We start from the raw sequence: 17,151 nt of genomic DNA on the forward strand, positions 1-17,151 counted from the left end.
GGTGAACAGGCGGTTATCAGGCGCGCTCGACGTATTCAAAGGTTTCGGTATTGACCACCACCGCTTCATCCACACCGACGAAGGGCGGCACAGTGACCCGCACGCCATTGTCCAGGACGGCGGGCTTGTAGCTGTTGGCGGCGGTCTGTCCCTTCACTACCGGTTCGGTGTCGGCCACGGTGCAGGTGACCTTTTGCGGCAATGTGACATTCAGCGCCTCCTCACCATAATATTCGATGGTGACCATCATCCCGTCCTGCAGGAAGGGACGGCGTTCGCCAAGGATATCGGCAGGCAGTTCCAGTTGTTCGAAGCTTTCCATATCCATGAAGACCAGCATATCATCGTTTTCGTAAAGAAACTGCTGATCCCTTTGCTCCAGCCGGACGCGTTCGACCTTGTCCTCGGAGCGGAAGCGTTCGTTCAGCTTGCGCCCGTCGCGCAGATTCTTCATTTCCACCTGGGCGAAGGCGCCGCCCTTGCCCGGCTTCACATGATTGACCTTGACCGCCACCCACAGGCCCTGGTCATGCTCAAGCACGTTCCCGGGACGGATTTCGTTTCCGTTGATTTTCGGCATTTCTCACCCTGGCGTGGCTTGTGATATAATTGCCTGCCCCTATATCTGGGGCCGTGGCATGACGCAAGATCAGGATCGTGCTCCGCAGCCATGCGCCGGACGCATGGGTGGTATGCGTCACTGCCGTAGCGAATCGCACTGCCAAAGGCGTAGAGACGTCGGACGGTAAATTGCAAGTGCAAGAACAAGAAAAAAGGACCAGGATGATGTTCGACACCACGGATGGCACGGCATTCAATCACGAGCAGGGCGCCCGTGCACGGAAACTGTTCGCTGCCGTGGTGCTGGCTGCTCTGGATGATGCCATCGCCGATGACAAGAAATACGGCAATGGCCCTGAACAGATCGCCCGTTGGGCGCGGTCCCGTGACGGGCGTGAGGTTCTGTCCTGCGCCGGGATCGACCCGAACGAACGGGTGGTGAAGGGGCTGATGGAATTTGTGGGCCGCGGCGTGCGGACCTCGGTCGCGCTGTCGCGCGAGGAAAGCGAACGCCGCAACCAAGCGGCGGCCGAAGCGCAGGCCGCCTGACGCCAGCATCAGCGCGAAGCTGCGAAAACCCCGCGCCCGGTCTGGGCGCGGGGTTTCGCTTTCTGCCGCGGGCGGGATCGCATGTCCTGCCCCGGGTGCAGGCGCAGTGCTACATCTGCAGGCCCGAGGCCGTCCACAACTGACGGATCGAATGATCTCCGGCGCGGCCAAGCCGTGCCCATACGGCCGCAAAGGCCACCCCGTCCCCGCTGCGCGCGCAGATCGCCACATCCCGGGCCACGCGCGCCAGGGTTGTCAGGCCGATCTCGGATGCCGCATCCGACAGCGCCTGGGCCTGCTTGGCCATGGTGGCGGCGCTGCCGTGGTGATACACCTCCTGGAGATGCGTCAGATCCTGGGCGATCGCGCCCACCCGCTCCATCAGATAGGATTCGGCATCGCGCAGGCCGTGCATGCGGCACAGCGTGGCAATGCGCCGTCTGTCCACCAGGATCGTTTCAATCGCATCGAATGGAAGCACCATCATCGAAGCACCCGCCCATAGTTCATTTCACCCATGGGCAGGATGCAACGCCGGCGCTAACAAATCCTTGCGGTTGTGCCGGGTCTGACGGCTTTTTCCGCCTCTGGGTAAATGCGGGCTGAACAGATCACTTCGGCGGGCCGGGGCGGTCCACATATTCCGGCATCATCGAGGAATGATGTTCGATGATGCGCCAGTCATCGCCTTCGGCGCGATAGACGAAGGTGTAGCGGCACAGGACTTGCACCAGGCCCTCCTCGGTGGTCAGGTCGAAGTCGTAGACCCCGGAATTGATGGCCAGATCGCCGAAGATGCGGATATTCTGCTGGTGGATGGTGCCATGGGGGCGCTTCTTCAGGAACTGGGTGAAATACTCTTCGATCTCGGCCGGAGAGCGGCGCACCTTGTTCGACACCGTGGGCAACAGCACCGCATCGGGGGCGTAAAGCGCCGCCACGGTCTTTGGATCGCCGGTCTGCAGGGCAGCGTTCCAGCGGTCGAACAGTTGGGCAATGGTGGTTTCGGTGGTCATGCGACGGCTCCCCGGTTGATGCAGGCTGAAAAAACCGCTCTCGCTTTTGCAAGGTGCCGCGCCTTGCACAAGCATTTTTCGCCTGGCGCAGGATGCGCGCGGGGTCACATCGAAGTCAACAGGATCGGAGGAAGCCGGAAAGGGCAGCGCGCATTGCCGATGGGGCAATGCGCGCAGCATGTGCTCAGGTCTGTCCGGGAAACCACCCGGGGCCGCCCGAAGGCCGTGCCGCCGACCTCGGATCAGAGGCCGAAACGGTCCCGGAACACATGGAACGGGATCTGGTCACGGGTCAGGCCCATGCGCGACAGTTCGTCATCGCTCAGCCGGTTCAGGGCCCGGATCTGGTCGGTGCGGGCGCGCCGCTCCAGGTAGGCACCAAAGCCATTGGCCAGCCCGGCAAAGAAATCAGCGACAGCAGAGCCTTCTGCGCGGTTGCGGTGGTCGGTCGAAATAAAAGCCATGGGAACGCCTCATGTTTGTGTGTCGTCCCCTCCCTGCCATTCAAGTTAGGGCATGAGTGCTGACATTTCCATTGCCAATGCTGCAAGGCAGCATTGCACCTGCAGCAATGGTATACCAGATACCGGGCACCACGGCAGCGCCCGGGGCGATCAGGCAAACACGCCCTGCACCGCCCAGCCCCCCACCTGCGGGGTGCGGAACAGCCACAGGCGCGGGCCTTCGCGGGTCTGCACCACCCAATAGTCGCGCAATCCGCTGCGCCAGGCGGGATCGTCCAGCCACCATTCCGGGGTGATCCGTTCCGGCCCCTCCGCCTGCAGCACCTGCAGCCGCTGGCGCCGCCAGGTGAAGCGGCGGGGCGGGTCGCGGCTGTCGCGCGCGGCCAGCGGTTCGGGCGGGAAGATCAGCAGCGGGCGCGGCGGGGCGGCGGGCCAGTCCGCCACCGGGTCGGCATGGGCGGCCGAGGCGGTGACAAAGCTGCGTTCGGGGATGTGGCTGTCGGCGGGCAGGAAGCGGGTCAGCCGTTCGAACCCCACGCGATTGCCCAGCCGGGTCAGCAGGTCGGACAGGTCATCGGCCTGCATCTGGCCGCCGGTGGTGATCTGGGCGGCGGCCAGCGGCTCGGTCACGGGGGCGCTCAGCCGCAGCGCATCGATGCCGAAACCCGCGTCCACATCCTCTAGCGCGCGGTCGAACAGCCGGGCCATGGCCGTGGCGTCGCGCATGGGGCGGGCCAGGCCGATCTGGGCCTCGGCGCGGCTGCCATCGGCGCGCAGCAGGTCCAGCCGCAGGCGGCGCGCGCCCAGTTCGGCGGCCTGCAGATGGGTGCAGAGCCGCTCCAGCAGGCGCAGCAGCGCGGCGTCGATGTCCCCGCGCAGGCCGATCGGGTCCGGGAAGCTGAGGCGGACGGCAGGCAGCGGCGCCTCGTCGCGCGGGGCGACGGGTTCGGGCACCGCCCCCAGTGCCTGGTCCAGCCGCAGCAGCAGCGCCTGGCCAAAGCGCCGGGCCAGCGTGGCGCGCGGCAGGGCGGTCAGATCGGCGATGCAGCGCAGGCCCAGACGGTCCAGCGCCTCGGCTGTTTCGGGGGCAATCCGCAGGGCGGCGGGCGGCAGAGGCGCCAGCGCTGCCGCCCCCTGCCCCGCCGCGATGATGCGCCCCGGCTGCCGGCCATGCCGGGCCAGCGCCCAGGCCGCGCCGCGCGTGTCGGCGATGGCGCCGCGCGCGGCAAAGCCCATCCGCCCCAGCCGCGCCAGCAGATCGTCCAGCAGCGCCCCCTCGCCCCCCATCAGATGCGCCGATCCGGTGATGTCCAGCACCAGCCCGTCCGGGCCTTCGGTGCCCACCCAGGGGCAATAGCGCCCCGCCCAGCGCCGCAGCGCCGCCTGCGCGCGGGCATCGGCGGCGGGGTCATGGGGGCGGGTGATCAGGTCCGGGCACAGCGCGCGCGCCTCGGCCAGGGCCTGGCCGGGACGCGCGCCGCCGCGCCGCCCGGCGGGGTTGACGCAGACCAGCCGCGCCGCCCCCGCCTGCATCGCCGTCACCGCAAAGGGGCCATCGGGGGCCATGCCCCGCCCCTCGCGGTCCGAGGCGAAGCGCGGCAGCCAGAGCGACAGGATACGCCGGGGGGGCGAGGACATGGGCGAAGGATCCGATCAGGAATGTTCGCTTTACGTTCTAGGCGTCACCCCGCCCTGAGTCGAGTCCCTCAGCCCCGCCCCGCGGCCCGCGCCGCAGCACGCGCCAGCGCGCGGGCCATGACCGCGGCAGCCTCCTCCCAGCGCGGCAGCGCGGCGCCTTCGGCACGGGCGGTGGCGGCCATGGCGGCATGGGTGGCCGGGTCGGTCAGCAGCCGCTCCAGCGCGGTGGCAAAGGCGGCGGGGTCATCGGGCGGGGTCAGGATCCCGGCGCCCGGCGGCAGGGTGTCCGGCACGGCGCCCACGGTGCAGCTGACCACCGGCAGGCCATGGAGCAGCGCCTCGGACAGGACCATGCCATAGCCTTCGTAGCGGGTGGCCAGCGCGAACAGATGCGCCTGCCGCCACAGCCGGTCCAGCGCCGCCGCAGGGATCACGCCGGTGAAAGTGACGCGCGCGTCAAACCCCAGAGCGGCGCGCTGGCGATGCAGCGCGGCCTCGACGCCTCTGTCATGGGTCAGGCCGACGATGGCCGCCTGCCACGGCAGGTCCCGCAGCCGGTCCAGCGCCGCCAGCAGCACATCATGCCCCTTGCGTTCGCAGATAATGCCCACCGACAGGATCAGCGGAGGCGCGGCCTTCGGCACCGGGGTCCCCGGGGGCGTGGGGCGGTCAAAGCCCGGCAGGGCGATGGAAATGTTCTCCGGCGCCACCCCGAACTGTTCGATCAGGATCGCGCGGGTGTGCGGGCTGGGCACCACCACGTGGTCAGCGTGGCGCAGGTTGGCGGTTTCGTGGTCAATCAGCGCGCGGGCCACATCCGGGGGCAACCCCGCCTCCAGCCCCAGCGGATGGTGCAGCATGGCCACCACCGGCAGGTCCAGCGACGCCAGCAGCGCGGTGTCCATCGACCCGAAGACCAGCCCGTCCAGAATCAAGGGCGTCCCCGGTGCCAGCGCGCGCAGCTTTTCGGCCAGCTCTGCCTCGGCCTGCGGCGTGGGATGGGGCCATGAGGGCATCAGCGCCACATGCGCCGTGGGCAGGCCGATCGCGTTGAGGGTCTCCAGCATCCGGCGTTCATAGATATAGCCGCCGGTGCGGGTGTTCAGGTCGCCGGGAATGGCAAAGGCGGCGTGCAGGGTCATCGCAACTGCTCCGGGGCCACGCGGGCCAGCACGCGGCGTTCGACCGCGCCCACCAGCGCATAGCCCGCCGCCGAGCCCAGCGCCACCAGCACCACCGCCGACCACAGCAGATTGTAGTTCGAGGTCGAGGCCGTCAGCGCCATGAGGTTCCCCAGCCCCGTTCCCGTAGCCAGCCATTCGGCCACCGTCACCGCCAGCACTGCCGCCGGGACCGACATGCGCGCGGCGGCAAAGAAGGCGGGCAGCATGGCTGGCAGGCGCGCATGGATTAGGCGCGTCAGGCGCCCCGCGCCATAGGTGGCCATCACGTCCAGCACCTGCCCCGGCGCCTGCCGCAACCCCTGCAAACAGGCCACCAGCGCCGGAAAGAAGATCATCACCGCCACGATGGTGATGGTCCCCGCCGCCCCCCGCCCGAGTGCGAGCACGATCAGCGGCGCCGTGGTCACGATGGGGACCGAGCGCAGCGCCACCGCCACCGGCAGCACCGCGCCCGCCAGCCCCGGCGCCAGCACCAGCACCATGGCCAGCACTGCCCCCAGCCCCAGCCCGGCCAGATAGCCCGGCAGCACATAGGTCAGGGTCTGGGCGCTGGCCTCCCACAGGATCGCGCGGTTCTCGGCCGCCGTCGGCGCGCTGACCAGAAAGGCCCACAGATCATCCGGGCGCTTGGCGAAGAAACGGCTCAGACCGAACGCCTCCATCACCCCCCACCACAGCGCCAGCATCAGCACCAGCGTCAGCGCCGCCACCCCTGCGCCGCGCAACGCCCGCCCCGCGCGCCCCGACAGGGCGGTGGCGGGCGGCGGGGCCAGCAGCACCTCGGGGCGCGCAGGGGCCAGGGCGCGCGCCACCCAGCCCAGCGCGCCATAGGCCAGCATGGCCACCACCGCCGCCACCGTGGCCAGCGCCCATGTGGCCTCCACGTCCAGCCCGCGCATGGCGCGGAGCGCCAGCACGCCCATGCCGCGCTCGGCGCCCGTGAACTCGCCCACCATGGCGCCAAGGAATGCCGCCGGGGCCGCGATCTGCAACCCCGCCAGCAGATAGGGCAGCGCCGCCATCACCCGCACCTGCACGAACGCCGTCCAGGCCCCGCGCCCGTAGACGCGCATCAGGTCGAACCAACTGGCCGGGGCCGCGCGCAGGCCCACCATCAGCGGGATGAAGGTGGTGTAATAGACCGCCAGCGCGGCCAGCGTGATCTGTGGCCCCGGCCCGGGGCCGTAAAGCACCCGCAGGATCGGCCCGGTGGCCACCAGCGGCAGGCAGAAGACCACCAGCGCAAACCCCGCCACCACCGGCTGGCTGCGCGGGATCAGGACCACCACCAGCGCCAGAGCCACCGCCGCCAGGTTCCCGGCCACAAAGCCGAGGGCGGCGTTTTCCAGCGTGATCGCCAGCGCACGGCCCATCAGCCCGCTGTTGGCCTGCAGGTAGCGCGCCACATCCACCGGCCCGGCCAGCAGATAACTGCCCGCCAGCCCGCGCGCCGCCAGTTCCCACAGCACCAGTGCCGCCAAGGCGCCGCCCACCGCCTGCGCCCCTTCGCGCGACAGGCGCGGCAACCGCACGGCCAGTGTGACCGCGCCCGCCATGGCCCTACTGCGCGGCATGTCGCCCCGAGCCCGGATCATCCGCCCAGCCCTGCGACAGGGCGGCGGTGACCTCGGCCATCAGGGTGCGGCCCTCGGCACTGTCCAGCGCCAGAAGATCAGGGACGCGCAGATCTGCCACCACCTGTGCCGGACGGGATGAGAACACCACCACCCGGTCGGCCAGCGCCACCGCCTCGCGCACGGAATGGGTGACCAGCAGCGCCGTGGTGCCCTGCGCCTGCCAGAGCGCGGGCAGGTCCGTGTTCAGCCGCGCGCGGGTCAATTCGTCCACCGCGCCAAAGGGCTCATCCAGCAGCAGCACGCGCGGCTGCGTGACCAGACAGCGCGCAATGGCCGCGCGCTGGCGCATCCCGCCCGAGAGTTCCGCCGGGCGGGCGTTTTCAAAGCCTGCCAGCCCCACCCGCGCGATCATCGCATCCACCGCCGCCAGATCCACCGGCTTGCGCGCCAGTTTCAGCGCCAGCGCCACATTGCCGCGCACCGACCGCCACGGCAGGAGCGAGGCATCCTGAAACGCCATGGCCAGCGCGCCTTCGCCCTGAAGGTCGGCAGGCGCAGCACCGTCCAGCGTGACGGTGCCCGCGCTCGGCGCCTCCAGCCCTGCGACCATGCGCAGCACGGTGGACTTGCCGCAGCCCGAGGGGCCCACAAGCGCCGTCAGTTCCCCCGCGGCAAAGGTCAGGTCCAGCGGCGCCACCGCCTCGACCGCCGCCGGGCCGGTGCCGAAGGTCTTGGCCAGCGCCGCGCAGGTGATCGCGGGGCCGCGCCCTGCGCGTTGGTCAGCCATGCACCTCTTCCAGAATCGAGCGGTCCCACAGATCGGCGCTGACCGGCATCCCCAGCAGGTCCAGCGTCTCGATGTTCTGCGCTACGGTCTCATCCGTCCACCAGCCGAAGCCGTGTTCATCGGTCAGGTCCGAGAACATCAGCGGCACCTGGCGGCGGGCCTGTTCAAGCTGGGTGTCGCGGTCCAGCCCGGCGTCCGGAAAGCGCGCGAGCGTCAGATCGGTGGCGGCCTCCAGGTCGCGGCGGTATTCCTCCCAGCCCTGCACCTCACCTGCGATCAGCGCCACCAGATCGGCGCGGCGGTTGGCGATGGAGTCCTCGGTGGCGATGTAGGTCTGCGAATGCAGCGTATAGCCGAAATCGGCCATCAGCATGACCGTCGGATCAATCCCGCGCACATACATGGACACCGGAATGTCGGTGGACCAGGTCAGCAGGCAATCCACCTCTCCGGCGATCAGGGGGGCGGCGTCATATTGCGTGGGGATGATGGTGATGGCGTCGAAATCCACGTCATTGAGCGTGGCCAGCGTGCGCAACACGGGCGTGTTGGCGGTGGCCATGCCGATGCGCTTGCCCTCCAGATCGGCGGGGCTGTTCACGGGGTTGTCGGGGAGCGAGGTGATGGCGAAGGGGTTGTTCTGCATCGCCACGGCGATGATCTTGAAGGGCGCCCCCTGCTGGACGGCGGCGGCGGTATAATCGGCCGCCGAAATCCCCACCAGCGCGGTGCCCGAGACCACCGGCGGCTCCACCGGCGCGTTCGGCCCGCCGCTGTCCAGCCGCACGTTCAGGCCCCGGTCCGCCCAGAAGCCACGTTCATCGGCGATATAGCTGCCCGCAAACTGCACCGAATGCAGCCAGGACAGCTGCAGCGCCACATCGGTCTGCGCGAAGGCCGCCCGCGGCCCCATGCCCAGCGTCCAGGCGCCCAGCCCGGACAGCCCCATGCCCATCAGGTGCCGGCGCGAGATCTGAAACCGTGTCATTGTCATTCTCCCTGTTGTCGCGTTCGTCGCTGTTCAACCTAGTGTCAGGCGCGGCCCCCGCAAGTTGCCGGGCGTGCCCCCCGCTTGCGGCAGGGGTCCGGCGTCCGGTGCTGCCGCCGTGCGCCGGTTCAGGCGCCGCCATCGCGCGCACGCGTCCAGCGAAACAGCCAGACCGGCGCCACCAGCGCGCCGCTGTCGCGTCGGCGCAGACGCAGGCGCAACTCGGCCAGGTCCACGCCGTCGTCCGGGGTGAGCACGAAACTGGCGCGCAGGGTGCCGCGTTCGGGGGTCAGCACATAAAGCGCCTGCCCGTCGATCTTCGCGCCCGGGTCCGCGTCGATGTCCAGGCGCAGCGCTGCCGGGTCCGGGGCCTCTGCCCCCGCAACGGCCGGGAAATCGATCACGAACAGCCGCCCCGCCCGGTTCACCGGCTCCACCCCCGAGGCGCTGCGCAACGGCAGCAGCGGCAGGTCCTGCGCGCCCCGCGGCAAGGCCTGCGGCCCCGGCGGCTGCCAGCGCAGGCGATAGTCGAAGCGATGCGCATGCCCCGGCTGCAACGCGGCGGCGGGGCGCCAGAAGGCCACGATATTATCGGCATATTCGTCGATTGTGGGGATCTCCAGCAGCATCACCGCGCCGGGGCCCCAGTCGCCCAGGGGTTCGACCATGGCCGAGGGGCGGCGATCATAGGCGCCCTCGGCATCGCGGAACCGCTCAAAGCGATCGGACGATTGCAGCAGGCCGAAGCGGCGCGGCCCCTCATCGACAAAGGCGGACATCTGAAGCTGCGCGGGATTGGCAAGGGGCCGCCAGAGGCGCTCTCCGGCGCCATTGTCGATGACCAGCACATCGCTGTCATGCACGGCGGGGCGGAAATCATCGATGAAACCGGGGCCAAGGTCCGAATGCTGGAACATCGAGGTCAGCGGCGCGATGCCCGCATCCGCCAGAGCCTCACGCGCGAAGAGGTGGAGCGAGAGGTCCATCACCGTATCCGGCGCGCCTTCGCGGCCCGGGCGCAGATCGCAGATCAGCGCGGCGGCGGCGCGCGGGCTGTCGATCAGGCAGCCCAGTTGCACCGACGCCGCATCGGCGCCAAAAATGGTGATATGGCGGGTGACGGGGAATTCCTCGGGGGCCGGGCCGCCGGTGCCCAGCGCCAGCGCGCGGGCCGAAAGCCCGTATGCCGTGTCGCGCGCAAGTGCGCGGAAGTAGCTGGCGCCCTGAATGACCACGATCTCGTCGCGCTGGTCAGGGGCGTTCATGGGCGCGGTCAGGCGCAGGCCGGAAAAGCCCATGTCGGCGGCGTCCATCCGGGGCGGGCCATCGGGGAAATAGCGGGGCGCGAAGTCGAAAAGCGCGGGGTCGAAAGGGTGCTGCTGTGCCGCGCCGGGCAACTGGACGGCCACCGGGTCCCGGAACAGCCAGCCGGGGGGCAGCAGATCAGCCTGGAACGGGCCGCCCAGCGGGATCTGCGCGGCCCCGCCCGCGCGCGGCCGGACGGCGCGGTAGCTGTCATAGGTCAGCGCATCAAAAGGCGGCTGCAACAGGTTCTCTGGCGGCGCATGTGGGGTTTCGGCCAACCGCCGGGCGGTGGCGATCATGGCATCCGGGCTGCCCGCCGCGCCGATGTCCTGCGCCGGGGCCGGTCCGGGCCGAAGCCCCAGCGCCGCCACGGCACTGGCCAGAAACGCCCGCCGTCTCATGCCGCGCTGCGCCCGGGCTGCGGCGACGGGGTGGCGCGCCGGGCGACGGCATCGCGCAGCACGACCATCCGGTAGCCCATGATCCCGGCACGATGCGCCTGGGTCAGGGCATTGCCGCCGATCATGTTGGCAAAGAGCGGCACCCGCCCAAGCCCCAGCGCATCGGCCAGCGGCCCGGCCAGCCGCAGCGCCCGGTCCCGCCAGCGGTCCAGCCGCAGCAGCGGGCTGAGGTCGCGCTGTTCGACGGGGTCGAACGCTTGCGCGCGGGCCTCGGCGATCAGCCCCGCCGCAGGCGAGACATGCCCCAGCCGCCAGCCCCGGCGGAAGGCCGCAACCAGCCCCTGCCCGCGCGGGTCCAGCCGCTCAGGGTCCGTGGCCAGCATGTCATCGACAATGATCAGCACACCCCCTGGGCGCAGATGAGCGCGGGCCGCGCGCAGGAAGCCCGCGGCGCTGTCGGTGTGGACATGGCTTTCAATGGCGATGACCAGATCGGCACGCGGCAGCAACGGCGGGCAGGTGAAATCCGACTGCACCACCTGGACCTGCCGCTCCAGCCCGCGCGCCCGGGCAAAGCCGCGGGCAAGGCGCACCTGCTCGGCGCTCAGCGTGACGCCGGTCAGATGCGCCCCGGGCCAGCGCCGGGCCAGATGCAGCAACGTGCCCCCGACCCCGCAGCCCAGATCACAGACCTGCGCGGGAAGGCGGCCAAGGGCGGCCTCGGCAGCCGTGGCGACCAGAGTGTTGACATGCGCGCTTGCCGCCTCCACGCCTGCCAGACCCTCGGCCCAAAGCGGTCGATGGATCGCCAGCGCCGCGCCGCTGCCGCCGATGGCCAGGAACCGCCGGGTGCTGGCGTCATAATACGCGGCCACGGCATTGGTGCCGGGACGCGGAGCATCGAACCAGCGGATCAGCCAGGGCGCGGCCAGCAACGGGCCAACGACCGGCACCACCACGGTCGCCGCCAGAAGCGCGGCACCGGCGCCTCCGCCCAACATCATCTGTGGCGCCGTTACGGCAAGGGCGATGACGCCGCCCGCGATGGCCTCAGGGCGGCCGGGTGCAGCGGTGGCCGAGGCGGCGCTCCCGGCGGGCTGCCAGCCGCTGTCGCGCCCGGCGGCGACGGCCAGCACGAACCCCGTGCGCCGGATCATGGCCAGCGGCGCAAACAGCGTGGTCTGGGCCAGTTCGCCCCAGAGCGCGCGGCGCAGCGTGGCCCGGCGCGAAGGCGTCATCCGCCCCTGTCGCCAGCGCGCCAGCCCGGCCAGTTTCGGCACCATCAGCAGCGCCAGCGTTGCCCCCAGCGGTGCCAGCGCGGCCCAGGTCGCATGCACAGCACCGGAGCCAAGCATCACCACCAGCATCAGCCAGATCGGCGCCGAGAGGTAACTCTGGATCCCCGCCAGCAGGTGCAGGCGGCTGGCCGGATGCAGCCCGCGCGCACCGATCAGGCGCAGGTGCTGCAGGTTCCCCTGCGCCCAGCGCCGGTCCCGGCGGTGATGGGCCTGCACGCTCTCGGGGCTGTCCTCGAAGCTGCCGCGGGCCTCGGGATCGATCACCACCTTCCAGCCCGCCCGGCGCAGGGCGGCGGCTTCGATGAAATCATGGCTGAGGATCACCCCCCCCATCGGCGCGCGCCCCGGCAGCGCGGGCAGCGGCGTGACTTCGGCAAAGGCTCGGGTGCGGATCAGCGCGTTATGGCCCCAGTAATTGCCCGCGTCACCGCTGAGCCGCGCCAGCCCATGGGCAAAGCCCGCCCCGCACAGCCGCGCCGAAAGCCGCTGCATGCCCGCCAGGCGGCTTTGGCCCGGACGCAGCCGGATGGCGCATTGGATCAGCCCCAGGTCCGGTTCCGCGGCCATGCGCGCGCGCAACCCCGCCAGCCGTTCGGCGCTGAAACCGCTGTCGGCATCCAGCACCAGCATCGAGTCATAATCCGCGCCATGCGCGGCGATCCAGTCCTGCAGATTGCCCGGCTTGCGCCCCTCTGGCTCGGCCCGGTTGCGGTAGCGCACGCCCAGGGGCGCAAAGACCCGGGCTTCGGCGGCGCGGGCCTGCGGCGATGCGGTGTCCGAGAGGATGAAGATATCGCACACCCCCTGCAGCCCCGCCCGGCGCAGGCCGCGCCGAAACACGGCGATGCGCGCAGCAATCGGGTCAGGGTCCTCGCCGCAGACCAGCCAGAGGACCGCGGTGCGCGCCCGCGCGGGGGCCGCCCGCGGCGATGGCGATGCAGGCACACCGCCACGCCCCATCAGCGCCGTGATCGCCGCTCCGGCCAGCCAGAAGGCGTTGAACGCAAACAGCGCCAGCACCACGCCCGCCAGCCAGGGGTTGGTGGCCGGCAGGTCCACCCCCAGCCACAACAGCGACACCAGCGCCCCCGTCACCGCGCCCGCCAGCCAGAGTTGACGGCAGCGCGCGGGCGTCAGGGTCATGGGGGCGCGGGGACGGTCCATGGATCAGCGCCCGACCGGCGGCCAGATGCGGGAAAACACGCCATCGCGCTTGAGCGCATGCTGCACCGCCGCCCCCACATGCGCCAGGATCAGCGCGATGAGCACGAACCGCCCCGTGCTGTGGATCGCCTGCGCCGTTTCCGCCAGCGAGTCCGAGCGCGGCACCATCGCGGGCACCCCCAGCGCATCGAGCATCTCCACCGGGAACCCCCCGGCGCGGACCCGGATATAGCCGCTGACGGTCATCACCAGCAGCATGGCATAAAGCCCCCAATGCGCCAGCTTCGCCACCGCCTGCTGCCAGCCCGGCATGGTTGCAGGCATCGGCGGCGCGGGGGTGGCCACCCGCCACAGGATGCGCAGCACCACCAGAAGGAAGATGATCACGCCGCCATTCTTGTGCAGGATGAACAGCAGATCCTGGGTCGCGCGCTCCAGCCCCTCGCGCTGCATCACATTGGCGATGGGGATCGTGCCGATGATCAGAATGGCGACAAGCCAGTGCAGAAAGCGCACGGGCACGGCGTAGCGCACAACCGGCGGGCGACCGGCGTCCGGGGTCTGATGGGTCATGGCATACCTCCTGATGCTGCCGCGCTTCCGGGGCGCGCAGAGGCGCCTTGCGCATGGTTGCCCCAACAAACTCGCACGCCAGCGGGGTCGTTGCACGAATTTTATGGTAATTAGTGCGGACAGGGCGCAGGCAACTTGTAAGGGCGGTGATTTGCCGGGTGGGCTTTCACCACTTCGTGACCGCGCCAGGTTGATCCGCGCGTCACGGAACTAGTTACATTCGATGACCATGACCCGAAACACCACCCTTACGGCATATACCGGGCCCCTGCGCGGGCCGCAGCACCACGGGCTGCTTGCACTGGCGGTGCTGACCCCGCTGGCCTGCGCGGCCAGTGCCGGGCTGGCGCTGGCGGGCGACGCCGTGCAGGCTGCGCTGCCCGCCGCCGTGACCCTGGCGCTGTGCGTCGCGGGGGGCGCGCTGATCCTGCGCGGTCTGGGGTCCGAGAGCTACCCCCATGACCGTCTGGGCCTGTGCAACATGATCACCATGACCCGCGGCGCCGGGATTGCGGTGCTGGCCGGGCTGGTGGCGGCACCGCAGGCGCTGGCGGCCGGGGGCGCATTCGGCTGGGCGGTGCTGGCGCTGGCGGTGATCGTGCTGGCGCTGGACGGGCTGGACGGGTGGCTGGCGCGGCGCTCGGGGCTGCGCTCGCGCTTCGGGGCGCGGTTCGATGTGGAATCCGATGTGATCTTTGCCATCGTCATGGCGGCGCTGGCCTCGCAGGCGGACAAGGTCGGCGCCTGGTTCCTGCTGCTGGGGCTGTTGCGCCCCGCGTTCCTGCTGGCGGGCGCGGTCTGGCCCGTGCTGCGCGCGCCCCTGCCGGACCGGCGCTGGCGCAAGGTCATGGCAGCCTTGCAGATGAGCGTGCAGGTCGCCCTGCTGGCGCCGCTGGTGGCCCCGCCCTTGTCCTCGGGACTGGGCGCTGGCATCCTCTTGGCCATGCTGATGTCCTTTGCAATCGATATCCGCTGGCTGATCCTGCGCGGGCGCGCGGTGCCACGGTTTGCGGCGCCGTGATGGCGGCACAGGGCCTGCTGCGCCTGCTGACGGCGGCGGCGATCTTCTATCTGATCCTGATCCAGCCCAACCACCCGGCAGCCATGACCTGGGGCGCACTGGGCATGTTCCCGCTGGAGCTTCCGGCGCTGCTGGCGGCGCTGATCCTGGCCGGGCCGGGCCCGGCAGGGCTGGCGCTGCGCGCGGCGCTGACCGGGGTGCTGCTGGGGGTCGCATTGCTGAAACTGGCGGATTTCGGCACTTTCATCGCCTTCAACCGCGGCTTCAACATCGTGGTGGATTACAACCTGATCCCCGCCGCATGGGAGCTTGCCCGCGGCAGTTTCGGCACCATGCAGGCGGTTCTGGCCGTGGCGCTGGCGGGGCTGGTGCTGGTGGTGAGTGCGGCGGCGCTGTGGTGGGCCGGAGGGGTGTGGGCCGCCCTGGGCCGGGAGCGCGGGCGGTGGGGCGCGGCGGTGCTGCTGGTCCCCGCCCTGGCCCTGGCCCTGGCCGAGATCGGCCAGGCCCGGCGCGCCTGGACCCTGCCCGCCCCGGTGGCGCAGGCCCTCCCCGGCGCGGCCTTCACCGCCCGCGTGGCCTGGGAGCGCGCCTTGCAGGTCCGGGACACCCGCGCCGATCTGGCCGCCTTTCGCCGTGCCGCACGGCAGGATCCCATGACCGACGCCGGGCCGCTGTTCGATCTGGCCAGGGACCGTGACATCATCCTGATCTATGTCGAAAGCTACGGTCGCTCCAGCTTTGAAAACCCGCTCTATATCGACACGCATACCGGCACCCTGCGCGACATTCAGGCGGATCTGGCCGGGCGCGGGCTGGCCATGCGCGCCGGCTGGGCACGGGCACCGATGGTGGGGGGGCAAAGCTGGCTGGCGCATGGGTCGGTGGCCTCGGGGATGTGGCTGGACACGCAGGGGCGTTACCGCGCGCTGCTGGCCAGCCCCCGCCGCACCCTGTTCCATTTTGCCCGGGAGGCGGGCCTGCGCACAGTGGCGATCAAACCCGCCCATGTCTTTCCCTGGCCCGAAGGCGCCTTCTTCGGCTTCGATGCCATCTATAACGCCCCTGACCTGGGCTATGCGGGCGCGCCGTTCAACTGGGTGACCATGCCGGACCAGTTCACCCTGCATGCGCTGGACCGGTTGGAGCGCAGCGCCCCGCAGGGCAGCCGCGCGCCCCTGCTGGCGCAGGTGGCGCTGGTATCCTCGCACGCGCCGTTCCTGCCGGTGCCGCCGGTGATCGACTGGGACAAGATCGGCGATGGCACGGTCTTCAACCAATGGGCCAGCACCGGCGACCCGCCCGAGGTCGTCTGGCGTGACCATGACCGCGTGCGTGAGAAATTCCGCCTGGCGGTGGATTACAGCCTGCAGACGCTGGGCGCCTGGGCCGCGCGCCATGCCGATGATCCGCCGCTGATCATCGCCCTGGGCGACCATGAGCCCGCGCGCTTCATCTCGGGGGTGGATGGCTATGACGTGCCGGTGCATGTGATCGGCCCGCCGGAACTGGTCGCGCGGTTCGAGGCGCTGGGCTGGACCGAAGGCATGATCCCCGACCCCGCCACCCCGACCCTGCCCATGGATGACCTGCGCGACGCGCTGCTGCGCATCTTCGGCAGCGGCCTGCAATGAGGCGCCGGCGCTGGCAGGGGCTGGCCCGGCTGGCGGTCACGCTGGGGGCGCTGGCCCTGCTGCTTGCCGTTCTGGGCGGGGCCGAGATCACGCAGCACCTGCGCCAGGCGGCGCCGGGATGGGTGGCGCTGGCGGCGGGGCTGCTGGCCGCGCAGATCATCCTGTCAGCCCTGCGCTGGCGGCTGTCGGCCGGGGCGCTGGGGCTGGCAATGACCCGGCGCGCGGCAGTGGGCGAATACTTCCTGTCGGTGCTGGGCAACACGCTTCTGCCCGGGGGCGTGCTGGGCGATATCGGCCGCGCCGCCCGCGCCCGCCACACCGCCGGGCTGGAGGTCGCAGCCCAAAGCGTGGTGATCGAACGCCTGACCGGGCAGGTGTTTCTGGCGCTGGCGGCGGCGCTTGGGCTGGGGGTCTGGCTCTGGCCAGGGCCCGGGGCCTGGGGGGTGGCGCTGGCGGCTGTGGGGGTGCCGGTGGCGGCGCTGTGGTGGCTGCGCCGCGCCACCGGCAGCCGCGCCGGGCTGTGGCGCCGAGCGCTCCGGGCGGCACGGCTGGTCTGGCTGGACCGGCGCGGATGGCGCGCGCAGGCGGGGCTGAGCCTGCTGATCCTGGGGTGCAACATCGGCGGCTTCTGGGCGGCAGCCGCCGCGGCGGGGGTCGTGCTGTCGGCCCCTGACGCGCTGCTGCTGATCCCGCTGACGCTGATGGCGATGCTGCTGCCGGTGTCGGTCAACGGCTGGGGCCTGCGCGAAGGGGTGGCCGCCACGCTCTGGCCGCTGGCGGGGGTCGGCGCGGGGGCGGCGGTGGCGGCCAGCATCCTGTTCGGCCTGGCGGCCGCGCTTGCCTGCCTGCCGGGGCTTTGGGTGCTGGCCCGCTGTCCCCTGACCGCCCCCGCCCCTTGACCGCCCCCGCCCCCTGACCGCCCCCGCCCCCTGACCGCTACCGGCCCCGGCCCGGAAGGCACCTGAGCGCGCCCCGGGGCTTTTCATTCCCGCCC

16 protein-coding genes are annotated in these 17,151 nt (G+C 70.8%); 4 read left to right on the forward strand and 12 right to left on the reverse strand.

Translation table 11 applies throughout. The features are described 5' to 3' along the window. Positions 1–16: 16 nt before the first annotated feature. Positions 17–580 carry an elongation factor P gene (efp, locus tag HUK65_RS02760; protein ID WP_179904601.1) on the reverse strand — a complete coding sequence of 188 codons (564 nt, stop codon included), beginning with the start codon at positions 578–580 and terminating at the stop codon, positions 17–19. A 206-nt stretch (positions 581–786) separates the two neighbouring features. Between efp and HUK65_RS02765 the strand changes: the two genes are divergently transcribed. After that, positions 787–1,110: a DUF6280 family protein gene (locus HUK65_RS02765; RefSeq protein WP_179904602.1), complete on the forward strand. Its 324-nt coding sequence runs from the start codon at positions 787–789 to the stop codon at positions 1,108–1,110. A gap of 109 nt (positions 1,111–1,219) precedes the next feature. Here the strand turns inward: HUK65_RS02765 and HUK65_RS02770 are convergent, their stop codons facing one another. The 11 genes from HUK65_RS02770 to HUK65_RS02820 all read right to left on the reverse strand — a co-directional run bounded on the left by HUK65_RS02770 (position 1,220) and on the right by HUK65_RS02820 (position 13,505). After that, positions 1,220–1,597 carry a hypothetical protein gene (locus HUK65_RS02770; RefSeq protein WP_179904603.1) on the reverse strand — a complete coding sequence of 126 codons (378 nt, stop codon included), beginning with the start codon at positions 1,595–1,597 and terminating at the stop codon, positions 1,220–1,222. Between the two features lie 124 nt (positions 1,598–1,721). Then, complete coding sequence (locus HUK65_RS02775) at positions 1,722–2,126, reverse strand: SgcJ/EcaC family oxidoreductase (RefSeq protein WP_179904604.1); 405 nt, start codon at positions 2,124–2,126, stop codon at positions 1,722–1,724. A gap of 242 nt (positions 2,127–2,368) precedes the next feature. After that, positions 2,369–2,590 (reverse strand): DUF1127 domain-containing protein, encoded by a 222-nt coding sequence (locus tag HUK65_RS02780; protein ID WP_179904605.1) that lies wholly within the window; start codon positions 2,588–2,590, stop codon positions 2,369–2,371. 150 nt (positions 2,591–2,740) lie between these two features. Beyond that, on the reverse strand, positions 2,741–4,228 hold the full coding sequence (locus HUK65_RS02785; RefSeq protein WP_179904606.1) for a Y-family DNA polymerase: 1,488 nt from the start codon (positions 4,226–4,228) through the stop codon (positions 2,741–2,743). A 68-nt stretch (positions 4,229–4,296) separates the two neighbouring features. Next, a complete protein-coding gene (locus tag HUK65_RS02790; RefSeq protein WP_179904607.1) occupies positions 4,297–5,370 on the reverse strand; it encodes a glycosyltransferase family 4 protein in 1,074 nt (357 codons plus the stop codon). Further along, the gene (locus HUK65_RS02795; RefSeq protein WP_235441728.1) at positions 5,367–6,986 is read right to left on the reverse strand and encodes an ABC transporter permease; all 1,620 of its coding nucleotides are present in this window, start codon (positions 6,984–6,986) and stop codon (positions 5,367–5,369) included. The genes HUK65_RS02790 and HUK65_RS02795 overlap by 4 nt, the downstream gene beginning before the upstream one ends. Next, entirely contained in the window at positions 6,973–7,776 is an 804-nt protein-coding gene (locus HUK65_RS02800) for an ABC transporter ATP-binding protein (RefSeq protein ID WP_179904608.1), read from the reverse strand. Before HUK65_RS02800 ends, HUK65_RS02795 begins: the two co-directional genes overlap by 14 nt. Further along, the gene (locus HUK65_RS02805) at positions 7,769–8,764 is read right to left on the reverse strand and encodes an ABC transporter substrate-binding protein (RefSeq protein WP_179904609.1); all 996 of its coding nucleotides are present in this window, start codon (positions 8,762–8,764) and stop codon (positions 7,769–7,771) included. Before HUK65_RS02805 ends, HUK65_RS02800 begins: the two co-directional genes overlap by 8 nt. A gap of 128 nt (positions 8,765–8,892) precedes the next feature. Continuing rightward, on the reverse strand, positions 8,893–10,470 hold the full coding sequence (locus tag HUK65_RS02810; protein ID WP_179904610.1) for a glucan biosynthesis protein: 1,578 nt from the start codon (positions 10,468–10,470) through the stop codon (positions 8,893–8,895). Continuing rightward, on the reverse strand, positions 10,467–12,911 hold the full coding sequence (gene mdoH / locus HUK65_RS02815; RefSeq protein WP_179904611.1) for a glucans biosynthesis glucosyltransferase MdoH: 2,445 nt from the start codon (positions 12,909–12,911) through the stop codon (positions 10,467–10,469). Before mdoH ends, HUK65_RS02810 begins: the two co-directional genes overlap by 4 nt. A gap of 24 nt (positions 12,912–12,935) precedes the next feature. Next, the gene (locus tag HUK65_RS02820) at positions 12,936–13,505 is read right to left on the reverse strand and encodes a cytochrome b (protein ID WP_179904612.1); all 570 of its coding nucleotides are present in this window, start codon (positions 13,503–13,505) and stop codon (positions 12,936–12,938) included. A gap of 223 nt (positions 13,506–13,728) precedes the next feature. Here HUK65_RS02820 and HUK65_RS02825 point away from each other — a divergent pair, with 223 nt between their 5' ends. From HUK65_RS02825 to HUK65_RS02835, 3 genes are read left to right on the forward strand one after another with little or no spacing between them, the layout of a single operon-like run. Then, positions 13,729–14,526 (forward strand): CDP-alcohol phosphatidyltransferase family protein, encoded by a 798-nt coding sequence (locus tag HUK65_RS02825; RefSeq protein WP_235441729.1) that lies wholly within the window; start codon positions 13,729–13,731, stop codon positions 14,524–14,526. Continuing rightward, entirely contained in the window at positions 14,526–16,157 is a 1,632-nt protein-coding gene (locus HUK65_RS02830; protein ID WP_179904684.1) for an alkaline phosphatase family protein, read from the forward strand. Before HUK65_RS02825 ends, HUK65_RS02830 begins: the two co-directional genes overlap by 1 nt. Further along, a complete protein-coding gene (locus tag HUK65_RS02835) occupies positions 16,154–17,056 on the forward strand; it encodes a lysylphosphatidylglycerol synthase transmembrane domain-containing protein (RefSeq protein ID WP_179904613.1) in 903 nt (300 codons plus the stop codon). Before HUK65_RS02830 ends, HUK65_RS02835 begins: the two co-directional genes overlap by 4 nt. Positions 17,057–17,151 lie beyond the last annotated feature (95 nt).

Origin of the sequence: Rhabdonatronobacter sediminivivens, from assembly GCF_013415485.1 — a bacterium.
Classification (GTDB): Bacteria; Pseudomonadota; Alphaproteobacteria; order Rhodobacterales; family Rhodobacteraceae; genus Rhabdonatronobacter; species Rhabdonatronobacter sediminivivens.

Excerpts from the sequence above, each read along its gene's own strand:
- efp (WP_179904601.1), bottom strand. The coding sequence starts at position 580 with ATGCCGAAAATCAACGGAAACGAAATCCGTCCCGGGAACGTGCTTGAG.
- HUK65_RS02765 (WP_179904602.1), top strand. The coding sequence starts at position 787 with ATGTTCGACACCACGGATGGCACGGCATTCAATCACGAGCAGGGCGCC.
- HUK65_RS02770 (WP_179904603.1), bottom strand. The coding sequence starts at position 1,597 with ATGATGGTGCTTCCATTCGATGCGATTGAAACGATCCTGGTGGACAGA.
- HUK65_RS02775 (WP_179904604.1), bottom strand. The coding sequence starts at position 2,126 with ATGACCACCGAAACCACCATTGCCCAACTGTTCGACCGCTGGAACGCT.
- HUK65_RS02780 (WP_179904605.1), bottom strand. The coding sequence starts at position 2,590 with ATGGCTTTTATTTCGACCGACCACCGCAACCGCGCAGAAGGCTCTGCT.
- HUK65_RS02785 (WP_179904606.1), bottom strand. The coding sequence starts at position 4,228 with ATGTCCTCGCCCCCCCGGCGTATCCTGTCGCTCTGGCTGCCGCGCTTC.
- HUK65_RS02790 (WP_179904607.1), bottom strand. The coding sequence starts at position 5,370 with ATGACCCTGCACGCCGCCTTTGCCATTCCCGGCGACCTGAACACCCGC.
- HUK65_RS02795 (WP_235441728.1), bottom strand. The coding sequence starts at position 6,986 with ATGCCGCGCAGTAGGGCCATGGCGGGCGCGGTCACACTGGCCGTGCGG.
- HUK65_RS02800 (WP_179904608.1), bottom strand. The coding sequence starts at position 7,776 with ATGGCTGACCAACGCGCAGGGCGCGGCCCCGCGATCACCTGCGCGGCG.
- HUK65_RS02805 (WP_179904609.1), bottom strand. The coding sequence starts at position 8,764 with ATGACACGGTTTCAGATCTCGCGCCGGCACCTGATGGGCATGGGGCTG.
- HUK65_RS02810 (WP_179904610.1), bottom strand. The coding sequence starts at position 10,470 with ATGAGACGGCGGGCGTTTCTGGCCAGTGCCGTGGCGGCGCTGGGGCTT.
- mdoH (WP_179904611.1), bottom strand. The coding sequence starts at position 12,911 with ATGACCCTGACGCCCGCGCGCTGCCGTCAACTCTGGCTGGCGGGCGCG.
- HUK65_RS02820 (WP_179904612.1), bottom strand. The coding sequence starts at position 13,505 with ATGACCCATCAGACCCCGGACGCCGGTCGCCCGCCGGTTGTGCGCTAC.
- HUK65_RS02825 (WP_235441729.1), top strand. The coding sequence starts at position 13,729 with ATGACCATGACCCGAAACACCACCCTTACGGCATATACCGGGCCCCTG.
- HUK65_RS02830 (WP_179904684.1), top strand. The coding sequence starts at position 14,526 with ATGGCGGCACAGGGCCTGCTGCGCCTGCTGACGGCGGCGGCGATCTTC.
- HUK65_RS02835 (WP_179904613.1), top strand. The coding sequence starts at position 16,154 with ATGAGGCGCCGGCGCTGGCAGGGGCTGGCCCGGCTGGCGGTCACGCTG.